A 13,260-nucleotide genomic window follows, 5' to 3' on the forward strand; every position below is an offset into this window, starting at 1 on the left:
CAGCATGCTGCGGCGCACGCGACATGCTGCTAATTACTTCAACGACTGTAAAGCTTGAGCTGTCGGGGTATCCCCGGCGATCAAATTAAAGGCGGTATTTTCCGTCTCAGACAGCATTAGGGCAAGGACAGCTGCTTGTGCCACATCGCTTCGTGAAATGAACCCTGAATGGGTGAATTCATGTTGTACCGATACTTTGCCGATAGGTAAATCATCCGTGAGCCCCCCCGGACGTACAATGGTATGGCATAGCGTGCTCTCCTCCAGCACTTTTTCGGCCCGGCGTTTGGCTAATAAATACGGCTTGAGAATTTTCGGCATACGCTCCGGCTCCAGCGTACCCATCGAGCTGATCAGGATAAATCGCTTTACTCCGAGCAAAGACGATTGCTCGATTAAACGGACGGTTCCAAGATGGTCGATTTCCTCGGGATCGCCTTTATCTCCTGCACCCACGGCGCAAATGACGGCATCTGCGCCTTCCAATCCTTCCGAGAATACCGAGCTCAAATCACCGATATACGGTTTGGCCCCCCATTCAAGTAATTTATTCCGTTGTGTTTCACTGCGAATTAACCCCCTAACGTTATAATTTTTCCTTTGCAGCGCCTTAACGATATGCCGACCTGTTCTTCCGTGCGCTCCCGCTACAAAAACGGTATACATGGGCAGCCCTCCGGTCTCTAGATAGTCTGGATCATCCAATTTTCAGGGTTATTTATCATTACCCTAATAAAAAAATATGGATCGCCCCTTGCATTGTGAAAAAGATCACACTATAATAAGGGATACAAGGTGAATGATTTCACAACTATTTGTTTTTATAAGTGATACATTTCACAATAAACATCCCGATTTTTGAACAATATATAACATCGGGCGATTATAAGGAGGAAGAAATAATGAGAGTAGCAGTTATTGGATGTACGCATGCAGGGACGGCAGCTATTGTAAATACAGCTCAGCTTTATCCAGAGGCAGAGATTACCGTGTATGAGCGTAATGATAATATTTCTTTTCTGTCGTGCGGCATTGCCCTATATGTCGGCGGCGTAGTCAAGGATCCCCAAGGATTATTCTATTCATCGCCCGAACAGCTTGCGGAGCTAGGTGTAAAGACGAAGATGCTTCATGAAGTCATTTCCGTGGATACCGGTCGGAAGGGGTTAACTGCCCGTAATTTGCAGACTGGAGAGGAGTTTGTAGATCATTTCGATAAGCTTATCGTGACGACGGGATCATGGCCTGTTGTACCTCAATTTCCAGGGATTGAGCTGGACAACATCATCTTGTCCAAAAATTTTAACCATTCCAACATGATTATTGAAAAAGGGCAAGAAGCGCAAAATATCGTTGTAGTCGGCGCTGGATACATCGGCATTGAACTGGTTGAGGCCTTTCAAATGAATGGGAAAAACGTGACCCTGATTGATGCGGAACAACGGATCTTGAGCAAATATCTTGATGCGGAGTATACGGACATGATCGAGGATTCGCTCCGCGAGCATGGAATAACGCTGGCTCTTGGCGAGAAGGTTGTTCGCTTTGAGGGTAGCGGTGGCAAAGTGAATACCGTCGTTACGGATCATGGGCAGTATGCTGCGGACGTCGTTATTCTGTGCATCGGCTTCAAGCCGAATACGGAGCTGCTGAAAGGGCAGGTCGATATGCTGGACAATGGGGCCATTATCGTGGATGAGTATATGCGCACGAGTAAACGGGACATCTATGCGGCAGGCGACAGCTGTGCCATTTACTACAACCCGCTTAAAAATCATGCGTATATTCCTCTCGCTACGAACGCCGTGCGCATGGGTACTCTTGCCGCCCGCAATCTCGTGTCTCCAACTGTAAAATATATGGGAACACAGGGAACCTCCGGCATTAAAATTTACGAGAACAATATTGCGGGTACCGGCTTGACGGAGACGGCGGCCAAAGAAGCAGGGCTTCAAGTGGATTCAGTGCTTGTGAATGACAGCTATCGTCCGGAATTTATGCCTACCCATGAGCCTGTCATGCTGAAGCTCGTATATGAGCAAGGGACAAGACGCATCCTCGGCGCTCAAATTATGTCTAAGGTAGACTTGACGCAATCGATAAATACCATTTCCGTCTGCATACAGAACGATATGAAAATGGAGGAGCTGGCCTTCGTGGATTTCTTCTTCCAGCCGCATTTTAACAAGCCATGGAATTTCCTGAACAGTGCTGGCCTGCAGGCGCTCCCTGAAGTGCCGTCACGTGAAATCGTGCACGCTTAGGCGCTGCTGTAAAGCCGCATTTCAATGATTACTGACAAGGCCACCGTCCGAGGGAGCATAGCCCCTTGCCCGGTGGCTTCTTTCCCGTCTGACGTGACTTATGTTACATTGCGGGCGCAGCAAGGCACGATACAATAATGATGAGGCAGAGATAGAGATATAGATAGAGTAGTGTCTAGTTATAGAGGAGATGATGACCATGGCTTATTACAAACCCCAGCAAATTGCGGAAATAACGGTAGATACGGGAGTTCAGAAGGCGCGCAATCCGCTTCTGACTGTGATGATATTAGGATTTCTCGGCGGGGCCTTTATCGCTCTCGGCTTTTTGCTCGATATTCGGGTGATCAGCAACGCGCCCCAGGAATGGGGGAGCATTGTTAACTTCATCGGTGCTGCCGTGTTCCCGATCGGCCTTATTCTCGTTCTTCTCGCCGGAGGCGAACTGCTCACGGGCAATATGATGGCCGTACCGCTCGCACGGATGGCCAAACGCATTACTACCATGGAAATGCTTAGAAACATTGTGCTCATTACCCTTGCTAATTTCCTGGGTGCCCTCTTTGTGGCTTATTTCTTCGGGCATGTTGTCGGCTTAACAGCCAGCGGCCCCTATCTTGATAAATTGGTAGCGATGGCCGGGCATAAGCTGGACGATAGCTTCTTGCAGGCCTTTGTATCTGGAATCGGCTGCAACTGGCTCGTTGCTCTCGCCGTGTGGCTGTCTTATGGCGCTGACAATATGAGCGGCAAAATTCTCGGCATCTGGTTTCCAACCATGGCTTTTGTTGCGATCGGCTTTCAGCACGTGGTCGCCAACATGTTTTTGATTCCTGCCGCGATTTTTGAAGGATATTTCTCCTGGGGAGATTATATTAGAAATTTCGTGCCTGTCTGGTTGGGCAATTTGACCGGAGGCGCCCTGTTTGTCGCGGGGGCTTACTGGACGGCTTACCTGAAAGACCGGAGCCAACAGGCTAGCTCCAAAACCGCTGCTGCCAGCGCTCGAAAGCTGGCTTAATTCTGTTCTATACACACTTGGCTAAAGGCTTTTCTCATCCATGGTAAAAATCCGGATGGGAAAGGCTTTTTTGTTTGGCGTCCTTAAAGGCGCTAGTAGACTGTGAACGGAATTGCTCCTTTACATCGATTTGTAAAGAGCTATATGATAGATCTGATTATAATCCTTAACTTACTGTTTACTGTTTGCTTGGAAAGGTGTGTATATGACATGATTCACGAACAGAATGGAATTTTTCCGGCTGTGTGTCCCTTGGATTGCCCCGACACCTGCGGCCTGTTACTGCATAAAGAAGATGGGAAAATCGTCAAGGTGACGGGAAATCCAGAGCACCCGATTACCAAGGGTGCCATTTGTAATAAAGTCCGCAACATGACGGAACGGGTGTATCATCCGGAGCGCATTCTCTATCCGCTGCGGCGTACAGGAGCCAAGGGCGAGGGCAAATTCGAACGGATTTCCTGGGAGGAAGCGATTGAGGAGATCGCCCGGAAATTTACGGCATTGATCCAGGATCATGGATCTGAAAGCATTATGCCGTATAGCTTCTACGGAAATATGGGAGCGCTGAGTGTAGACGGCATGGATCGCCGCTTTTTTCACAGACTTGGTTCGGCCCGCCTGGATCAGGGCATTTGCAGCGTTGCTGGCAATGTAGGCTGGAAGTACACAATGGGATTTATGGGAGGAACGAGTCCTGAGGACGCCGCCAAGGCGAAGCTGTTCATCGTATGGGGACAAAATACAGTGAGCACGAATATGCATGCGTGGTCATTGATCGAAAAAGCCCGCAAGCAGGGAGCGAAGCTGGTCGTCATCGACGTACACCGGAATCGAACTGGTGATCGTGCGGATTGGTTCATCCCACTGCATCCAGGTACAGATGCGGCTCTGGCGCTCGGCATGATGCATGTTCTGTTTGAGCGAGGGCTAGTCAACGAGGAGTTTCTTGCCCAATATACGATCGGCCATGAAGAGCTTCGTGAGCATGTTAAGCAATATACGCCGGACAAGGTCTCGGCGATTACGGGGGTTCCTGCGGAGCATATTGTGGAGCTGGCCCGGATGTACGGGGAAACGTCCCCGGCATTCATTCAAATCGGCAACGGAATTCAGCATCATGACAATGGGGGCATGAACATCCGGACGATCGCTTGTCTCCCCGCATTAACAGGGCAGTGGCTCGTAGAGGGAGGCGGAGCGATCAAATCGAACGGGGATTATGCGAAGTTCAATGGAACGGCATTGGCGCGTCCCGACCTTCGTCCGAACCCGGATGCCCGGGTCGTCAGCATGAACCAGCTCGGCGAGGCGCTGCTGACTCTGGATCCGCCGATTCGCGGGATGTTTGTCTACTGCTCCAATCCAGCCGTGGTAGCGCCGGATACGGAGAAAGTGGAACGAGGCTTGCGGCGTGAAGATTTGTTTACAGTGGTGCATGATCTGTTTATGACCGATACGGCCAAATATGCGGATATTATCCTGCCGTCCACCTCGACCTTCGAGAATACGGATCTATATAAGTCGTATTGGCATCACTATATCCAGCTTCAAGAGCCCGTCATCCCTCCACAAGGAGAAAGCAAGAGCAATATGGAGGTATTCAAGCTGCTCGCGCAAGCGATGGGATTTCAGGAGGAAGCCTTCCAAGATACAGAGGAGGACATGGTTCGTCAGGCTCTGGATCATCCGGCTAACCCGTATATTGAGCATGTCACACTGGAAGGTTTGAAGGAGCACCGTTTCCTTAAGCTGAATATGGAGCATCAGAAACGCTATCTGGATACACTCCCGACCCCATCCGGCAAAATCGAACTGTATTCGCAGCGGATGGCCGAGGCTGGACTTCCGCCACTGCCAACCTATGTTCCGCTCATTGAAGGCTATGATGGTGAACGGCGTCCGGGCAAGGCTTCCCTTTACCCGCTCATGTTCATCTCCCCGCCGAACCACAGCTTCTTGAACTCCACCTTTGCCAATGTGGAGAAACTGGCGGCGCTGGAGAAGGAGCCCGTACTGCAAATCCATTCGCTGGACGCCGAGGCTCGTGCGATATCGGACGGGGACGAGGTGCTCGTATGGAATGATCGCGGCCAGTTCCATGTCACAGCCCAGGTGACAGAGAAAATGCTGCCCGGAACCGTCGTTAGCCAGGGACTGTGGTGGGAGCAGGAGGGGAAGCGTCAGCGCGTGAATGCCCTCACCCCAGAACGTCTGGCCGATATGGGAAATGGAGCGACTTTCTTCTCGACTATTGTCGAGGTAAAGCGTCAACGGAAGTGCTTGCCGGAGGAATAAGATTGCGCGATACTAGATCATTATTTTTATGTGCAGGAAAGCCCGAAAGGGCTTTTTCCTCTTCATACAGAATGTGGCTGCTCGTTTCGGACGCATTTCTCTTCGGAACATGGCATATGACGCATTTTTTAGCCAATTCTATGTAGTGGTATAATAGTTAGTAAATCATACGGACGATAGAAGGGATGGCAGCATGCAATGCCGGATGAATCAAATCGGTCTCAGGATTCTAATCTGTGGATCAGGCGATCCGAAATGCGGGACGCGAGCCAATTAATGAAGCTAGATGCGTTGGTGTGGAATAATAAGACAAGTCCGTCTCCCATCGTGTGGACTTCTCGGGAGCAATACTTGCAAAAATGTCCGCCAGGCGGCCAGCTTGTTGCCGGAATCGATGCCGAATTGTGCGGGTATTTGGGGTTTGCCGCACCGTCAGCTATGGCGTGCCATCAGCACGTGTATGAGATTTATATGGCGATCCATCCTTCCTGGAGGCGGCTTGGAATCGGCAGCAAACTGATGACGGCGATGAAGGGGCTGGCGGCAGAGGAGGGAATCAGGAAGCTGTCTCTGCGCGTGTTGAGCACGAACCCTTGCGCTGTTGCGTTCTATGAAAGCTGTGGATTTATAATGCAGGGCAGGCTGATTTCGGAATATTGTATTGATGGGCAATATGTAGACGATATATTGATGTGGTATCCCGTTTAGCGGCGCATAAAGCGTTATAGCTGTCCCCTTCTATCGTTGCCATTTTTGCATTCACAAGCTGCCATCAAACGATAAGCCCTGATCATATACATAAGGAGCAATCTGCTTCGGGAATTGCTTCCCAAGGGCGATTGGCGGGGCGCTAGAAGCCCGAGTGCCTATGCCATTGAACTATTGCGGAGTTATCGGTATATTTATAAGAAGAAAAATCGGGCCAGAACGAGGTTCATCAAATAAGGAAAGGTTGATATCCGTGGAGTATAACAGCAGTAACAGCACCCCTCCTAACTTTATTAAAAATATTATTACCGAGGATCTGAAGAACGGCAAAGTGAAAGAGGTCGTGACTCGCTTTCCGCCAGAGCCTAACGGTTATTTGCATATCGGGCATGCCAAGGCAATCTGGATCAATTTCACGATAGCGGATGAATTCGGGGGCCGTACCCATCTGCGCTTTGACGATACGAATCCGGTCAAAGAAGACGTGGAATACGTCAATTCGATTAAAGAAGACGTGAAATGGCTTGGTTTCGACTGGGAAGAGCTGCATTTTGCCTCTGATTATTTCGAGGAAATGTATGAGCGGGCGATCGTGCTGATCAAGAAAGGCAAAGCCTACGTCGATGATCAAAGCCCGGACGAAATTCGCGCAACCCGGGGAACGCTGACGGAGCCGGGTCAGAACAGCCCATATCGCGACCGTTCTGTGGAAGAGAACCTGGATTTGTTCACCCGGATGCGCGCGGGAGAGTTCAAGGATGGCGAGAAGGTGCTGCGTGCCAAAATCGATATGGCTTCACCGAACATTAATCTAAGAGATCCGGTCATTTACCGAATCCTTCATGCTTCGCATCACAACACGGGGGATAAATGGTGTATTTATCCGATGTATACGTACGCACATCCATTGGAGGATGCGATCGAGGGCATTACGCATTCCCTTTGTACGACGGAGTTTGAGGATCAGCGTCCTTTCTACGATTGGGTCATTGAGGAGACGGAAATGCCGAGCATTCCGCGCCAATATGAGTTTGGACGTCTGAACCTGACGCAGACGGTGACGAGTAAGCGCAAGCTGAAATTACTGGTCGACGAAGGCATCGTCGATGGCTGGGATGATCCGCGGATGCCGACGATATCCGGCCTGCGCCGCCGGGGGGTAACTCCGGAAGCGATTAAGGCTTTTGTGTTCGAGGCGGGGATATCCAAGGCTTATGGAGAGATCGATCTGAAAATGCTCGACCATTTTATCCGTGAGGACTTAAAGCTGAAGGCGCCTCGAACGATGGCTGTACTCGATCCGCTCAAGGTCGTGATTACGAACTATCCGGAAGGGCAAAGTGAGCTGCTGGAGGCCGAGAACAACAGCGAGAACCCGGACATGGGCCATCGCCAAATCCCGTTCTCCCGGGAAATTTATATTGAGCGCGAGGACTTCATGGAGAACCCGCCGAGCAAATATTTCCGGTTGTTCCCGGGCAATGAGGTTCGTCTAAAGCATGCTTATTTCATTAAATGCAACGATGTGATTAAGGATGAGGAAGGCAATGTGATCGAAATCCACTGCACCTATGATCCAGAAACGAAGAGCGGCAGCGGCTTTACCGGGCGTAAAGTGAAGGGAACGATCCATTGGGTGGATGCGTCTCAAGCAGTGCCTGCCGAATTCAGATTGTATGAGCCGCTGATTTTGGATGAACAGCTGGAAGGCGGCGTTAATCTTGACGACGAGGAAGGTGCGGAGGAGAAGACCTTTATGGATTACCTCAATCCTGACTCCCTGAAGGTGGTTCAAGGCTTTGTAGAGCCGGGCATGAAGGATGTGAAGCCACAGGATAAATTCCAATTTTTCCGCCATGGCTATTTCAATGTAGATTCCAAGTATTCGACGCCGGGCCATCCTGTGTTTAACTTGGTCGTTTCGTTGAAAAGCTCCTTCCAGCTGCCGAATAAAAAGTAGGAGATAACAGCAGAGTTTATAAGCATCTGTTCAACCCCCGCGTATGTGCGGGGGTTTTTGCGCTTGAATTTTCCAAGGAAGGGCTGGCCTGCCCGAGGCAGGTTGTTGAGACGCGATATACTTTCTCTCCCCGATAATCCGTTAAATTCAGCGAGGCGGAGGAAATAGCGGTATATTTTGAAAAAATATTTTTAAAAGCTGTATTTTTAGGAAATAGTAAACATAACAACCCATAATTTATATTTGAATTCCCGATAGGAGGAGTTAACGTGAAAACATTAGATACGATTGCCCTTACACTGCTTATTATCGGCGGTATTAACTGGCTGCTGGTCGGATTGTTCCAATATGACCTGGTTGCCTCAATCTTCGGTGGGCAAGATAGCGCTGGCGCTCGGATTATTTATACGATCGTCGGAATTTGTGCCTTGTATTGCATTAAGTTTTTTGGCGGAACGGCCGTCGACGACAACAGAGCCACACGTTAATCGGTGGATAGCCGACCGTATTGACGAATCATTCCAAGCCTGCACAAGAAAGCTGCCCCGATCGATCCATTGACATGGATGAAACCACGGGGCAGTTTTTTCTGTATTTGCGCTGAATGGGCTAGTGCTAAATGAACTAAATGAACTAAATGAACTAAATGATCTAAATGAGGGATCGCTTCAAGCTTTAGACAGTGGATCGCTCCACGAGTTTAAAGCCGAGCTCCTGAATGATCGTGTTATCGGTTTGTTCCGTAATATGCCTGTAGACGATCCCAAAGGCCTCAGCTCCAATTTCATTCAGCCGATTATCGATCGTTGTGATGCCGAGCAGCTTGGAGATCGGCTGGTTATCCCAACCGATAACGGCAAGGTCGCCGGGAATTCGTACTCCGTGACTTTGCGCGGTAATCATCAATCCAGCGGCAACGTGATCGCCGGTAATGATCAGGGCGCTTGGCGGTTCATTCATGGTCATGATATGCGTCAGCAGTTTAGCGCCGTCTTCGATATAGCGACAGTTGTCGAAAATCCATGCTTCCCGGCTCTCGCCCCCGAGGGAAGCCAGAGTATCCAGGTACGCCTTGTGCCGAGTGGCGCTGCTGGCGCTATTTCTGCGGTTGACCGTATAACCGATGCGGCGATGCCCTTTATCCCAAAGGTAGGTAATCGCCTTTTGAAACGAGGCATAATGATCGAAATAGACGCAGGACAAAGCCCGGCCGCGCACTTCTTCGCACAGCGTAATGGGCCCGTATTTGGCATATTTCTCGATTTGGTTCAACGACAATGAACGCGAAATGATGATGAGTCCATCGATGATTTTATCCCTCAGCATGTGAAGCGCTTTTCGCTCCTCTTGGGTGCGGTAATCGGTTTGGCACAGCATCAGCTGGTAGTTGACTTCCAGTGCATGCTGTCCGATCCCTTCCACGACCTTGCCGAAATAGGCATTGTTAATCTGAGGGATAATGACGCCGATCGTTTGGGTCGTTCCTCTGACCAGGTGGACGGCGTTCATGTTCCGTGAATATTGCAGGCGCTCAATAGCATCTTCAACGGCCTTTCGTTTATCCTCTCGGACATAAGGGTGACCATTCAGCACCCGGGAAACCGTGCTGACCGATACGCCGGCGGCTTCGGCAATTTGCTTGATATTTGGCACAGTAGGAGAACTCTCCTTCCCTCCATAATTTTTATGAAATTAAATATTTGATCTGAAATGCATTTCATAGTTTAGAATAGAGAAGTACCAGGGAAAACAACACTTTTGCTGTTGGCGTGACCGGCGTTAGCTGGGCGTGACGAGGCAGGGAGTTGTTTTCCTTTTTTTAAGATAAACACAGAGTATCTTGATCCATATTTTTTATGGCCCACGCTTTAGAAAAGCCCGATGCTCTCTTGAGCATCGGACCTTGTAGCAGCACCTAAGGTTCTTCGGATAAGGGGATTGGCGAGTATCCGGCCTTGTAAATGCGGTACCACATTGCCGCGAAGCCTGCTGCTCCAAATAGTGTGAAAGCAACGCCGATCCGGTACATAATGACCGCCCCGAAGCTCTGGAACAGCCACCCGCCAAGGAATCCGGCGAGCATGAAAGCGAGGCCGCTTAACGCGAAGGCATAGACGGCTTGTCCGGAGGAACGCAAAGGACGAGGCAGCAGCAGGGCAGTCAGCCGGGTGCCTACATAGAAGAAGCCGCCGAATGTCACAGAATGGAGCACTTGAATGAAAATGATTTGCAGCGGCGTTGAAGCCATGGACATCAACTGCCACCGCAGGGCGAACAGGAGGCTGACAATCGTGATGCAGGCCATGAGATAGGTCATTCTGCGCTTCAGGAATCGGTGCAGCAGCGTAAAGGCACCCGCCTCAAATAGGGTGGATAGGAACACCGCTCCACCGACCTCCAATCGGGAACTGCCCAAATCATTCATGAACAGCGGCATAAATATCGTATTAACGGCATTGGGGATCGAGACCATGACCCCAAACACAATGAACGCGATAAAGTACTTGTTTTGCACGACCCGGGCAATTTCATATGATTTCAGCCAAGGCGTGTTCGTGGTCTTGCGAATGGACGGAAGCATCAGGGCTGTTCCAATCGCCAGCATTAAGGTCATGCTGAATAGCAGGGAAATGCCGTTATGCCCCACCTGATCGATAATTACGCCTGCAGCGAGAGCCAGCATAGTCCAGCCTAATGAGCCCCATATCCGATAAGTGCTGAATTTTAAATCCGTCCCTTCAATGTACCCTAGTATCAGACTATTACTCTGCGATAACAGGGGGCTTTGGAAGAAGTACAGCAAAATCATCGTAAAATAGAGCATATTGTAGGTACTGACTCTGAAGACCATTTGTCCGGCTATAAGCAAGCCCGTAAGCATAATAAGCAGAATAATACGAATATTCTGAGAGCGGTCACTTAAATATCTCCAAAACGGATGAGCAAAGAGAGAAACTAAAGGGGCGATCGCCATTAGGCTGCCAATCTCCAGCTTGTCCATGCCCACGTCCAACAAATATAATTGGAAGAAGGCTGCGAAGATAACCATAGTTCCATAGATGAAAAAATTAAGCAGCCCTAAGGGCAGTAAAGAATTTGACGGATTCTCCGTATAATTCCGCAAACGCGCCATTCCCTTCTGTCCAAATCGATAGCTTATAATGCAGGTTCAAAAAGTCAGTTCATCATCGTTAATGGTTACGTTCTCAATGTAACACAGGGACGAAAAAGGTTACAAACCATCTTTTTCCGTATTAACTGAAATATTACTAATTATAACCTTTCTATAACATAAGGAGACAATAAGATGAATTGGAATGCAATTATTTTGGCAGGAGGAAAGTCGAGCCGAATGGGAACCAATAAGGCGGTTCTGCCATTGGGAGGGCAGCCGGTCATTGAGCGCATAGTTGGTCAATTGCAAAAGGTTACCGGGGATATCTTCATCTCCTGCGGCCATTCCAGCGTCTATGCCTATCTCGGCCTCCCGCTGCTGCAAGATATCTATCCTGGGTGCGGGCCGTTGGCAGGGCTGCATGCCGGCCTTGCGGCATCGCCTCATCCATGGAATCTTGTGGTGAGCTGTGACATGCCCTTCGTGAACGCCTCCTTATTTCGATATTTGGCGGAACAGGTTCTAAAGCTGGAGGAACAGGGCGGTGAGATATGCGGCAAGCGGATCGAGGCGGTTATTCCTAATGTGAATGGCCGAGTACACCCGCTGCTGGCGATGTACCATCGAAGTGTATTGCCTGGCTTAGAGAGGACGTTGAATAAAGGCGGCTTGAAGGTGAATCACTGGTCTTCGGGACTCGCCGCCCAATACATCACCGGCGAGGAACTGAGCCGAGCCTCTGGACTGCCTGCGGAGCTGGCTGCCTTCAATATGAACCGGCCGGAGGATTATCAAGCTGCACAGTTATATCTGGATAAGAATAAAAAATAAGAGGCGAACCTCTTGGCTCAAAGGTTCGCCTCTTTCCTATTTTAGCCGCCGATCTGCGACATTCGGCGGGAGGTCGGCGTCCGGCTCTGCTCCTTGCGTTCCAGCGCCAGTGCCATTTCGTGATTTTTCGGCTTGCCGCCGAGCGCCTTCATGAACTTGCTGCGGATCGCCTCACGATCACCCGCAGCGGCAGCGGGGCGCACATGCAGCTCGTCAGACCAATATAGACAGGCTTTGATATATCCATCCGCCGTCAGCCGCAGTCGGTTGCAATTATCGCAGAAATGCTCGCTGACTGGATGAATCAAGCCGAAGGTGCCTTTAGCGCCAACAATTCGCTTATTCTCCGAAGGGCCGTTGCCTTTTGGCAAATCGGCGGACTCGATGTCCCAGCCTGCCTCCCGGCACAGATCAGTAACCGCCGTTAGAGGCAGGTAGGTGCTGCGCCACGTATCGCTTGCGCTGCCGATCGGCATATACTCGATAAAGCGTACATGGATCGGCCGCTCCAGCGTCAGAGAGATGAAATCCTTGATTTCATCCTCATTCGCCCCCTTCATCAGCACGACATTAAGCTTAATCGGGTGGAGTCCAGCTTCATCCGCCGCCTGAATGCCCTCCAGCACTTTTCGCACGTCTCCGCCACGGGTTATGGCGGAGAAACGATCCTGCCGCATGGAGTCCAGGCTTATATTCACTCGGGTCAGCCCCGCCTCCTTTAGAAGCCAGGCTTTGCTGGTGAGAAATATGCCGTTCGTTGTCATCGCGATATCTTCAATGCCGGGGATTTGCGAGAGCATCGAAATCAGTTTGTGTATATCTTTGCGCACGAGCGGCTCGCCGCCCGTTAATCTTATTTTACGAAGCCCCATGGGAGCCAGGGCGGCAACGGTCTCCGCAATTTCCTCGTACGTCATGATGTCCTCATGGGGCTGGAACTCCATTCCCTCGGCAGGCATGCAGTATACGCAGCGCAGATTGCAGCGATCCGTCACGGAAATACGGAGGTAGTCGTGAATCCGGCCAAAAGAATCCAGCAATTGTCCCATTTCAGATTCACTCC

Annotated in this window: 11 protein-coding genes; 7 read left to right on the forward strand and 4 right to left on the reverse strand. The window is 50.2% G+C overall.

The genetic code is table 11. The features are described from left to right. Positions 1 to 33 precede the first annotated feature (33 nt). Complete coding sequence (locus ACE3MQ_RS11700; protein ID WP_379392787.1) at positions 34 to 666, reverse strand: SDR family oxidoreductase; 633 nt, start codon at positions 664 to 666, stop codon at positions 34 to 36. A 236-nt stretch (positions 667 to 902) separates the two neighbouring features. On the opposite strand from ACE3MQ_RS11700, the gene ACE3MQ_RS11705 reads away from it, so the two are divergent. From ACE3MQ_RS11705 to ACE3MQ_RS11730, 6 genes are all read left to right on the forward strand, one after another. After that, the gene (locus ACE3MQ_RS11705) at positions 903 to 2,264 is read left to right on the forward strand and encodes an FAD-dependent oxidoreductase (RefSeq protein ID WP_379392788.1); all 1,362 of its coding nucleotides are present in this window, start codon (positions 903 to 905) and stop codon (positions 2,262 to 2,264) included. 199 nt (positions 2,265 to 2,463) lie between these two features. Next, entirely contained in the window at positions 2,464 to 3,285 is an 822-nt protein-coding gene (locus tag ACE3MQ_RS11710; protein WP_379392789.1) for a formate/nitrite transporter family protein, read from the forward strand. A gap of 210 nt (positions 3,286 to 3,495) precedes the next feature. Next, complete coding sequence (locus ACE3MQ_RS11715) at positions 3,496 to 5,583, forward strand: molybdopterin-containing oxidoreductase family protein (protein ID WP_379392790.1); 2,088 nt, start codon at positions 3,496 to 3,498, stop codon at positions 5,581 to 5,583. 198 nt (positions 5,584 to 5,781) lie between these two features. Then, entirely contained in the window at positions 5,782 to 6,291 is a 510-nt protein-coding gene (locus ACE3MQ_RS11720; protein WP_379392791.1) for a GNAT family N-acetyltransferase, read from the forward strand. A gap of 253 nt (positions 6,292 to 6,544) precedes the next feature. Continuing rightward, positions 6,545 to 8,251: a glutamine--tRNA ligase/YqeY domain fusion protein gene (locus ACE3MQ_RS11725; RefSeq protein WP_379392792.1), complete on the forward strand. Its 1,707-nt coding sequence runs from the start codon at positions 6,545 to 6,547 to the stop codon at positions 8,249 to 8,251. 269 nt (positions 8,252 to 8,520) lie between these two features. Beyond that, complete coding sequence (locus ACE3MQ_RS11730) at positions 8,521 to 8,739, forward strand: DUF378 domain-containing protein (protein ID WP_379392793.1); 219 nt, start codon at positions 8,521 to 8,523, stop codon at positions 8,737 to 8,739. Between the two features lie 187 nt (positions 8,740 to 8,926). Here ACE3MQ_RS11730 and ACE3MQ_RS11735 read toward each other — a convergent pair whose 3' ends face one another. Next, positions 8,927 to 9,904, reverse strand: a complete 978-nt coding sequence (locus ACE3MQ_RS11735; protein ID WP_379392794.1) for a LacI family DNA-binding transcriptional regulator — start codon at positions 9,902 to 9,904, stop codon at positions 8,927 to 8,929. A 262-nt stretch (positions 9,905 to 10,166) separates the two neighbouring features. Further along, positions 10,167 to 11,384, reverse strand: a complete 1,218-nt coding sequence (locus ACE3MQ_RS11740) for an MFS transporter (RefSeq protein WP_379392795.1) — start codon at positions 11,382 to 11,384, stop codon at positions 10,167 to 10,169. Positions 11,385 to 11,558: 174 nt separating this feature from the next. On the opposite strand from ACE3MQ_RS11740, the gene mobA reads away from it, so the two are divergent. Continuing rightward, positions 11,559 to 12,197: a molybdenum cofactor guanylyltransferase gene (mobA, locus tag ACE3MQ_RS11745; RefSeq protein ID WP_379392796.1), complete on the forward strand. Its 639-nt coding sequence runs from the start codon at positions 11,559 to 11,561 to the stop codon at positions 12,195 to 12,197. A 41-nt stretch (positions 12,198 to 12,238) separates the two neighbouring features. Here the strand turns inward: mobA and moaA are convergent, their stop codons facing one another. Further along, positions 12,239 to 13,246 carry a GTP 3',8-cyclase MoaA gene (gene moaA / locus ACE3MQ_RS11750; protein WP_379392797.1) on the reverse strand — a complete coding sequence of 336 codons (1,008 nt, stop codon included), beginning with the start codon at positions 13,244 to 13,246 and terminating at the stop codon, positions 12,239 to 12,241. Positions 13,247 to 13,260: the final 14 nt, after the last annotated feature.

Origin of the sequence: Paenibacillus lentus, assembly GCF_042714055.1 — a bacterium.
GTDB classification, from domain to species: domain Bacteria; phylum Bacillota; class Bacilli; order Paenibacillales; family Paenibacillaceae; genus Fontibacillus; species Fontibacillus lentus_A.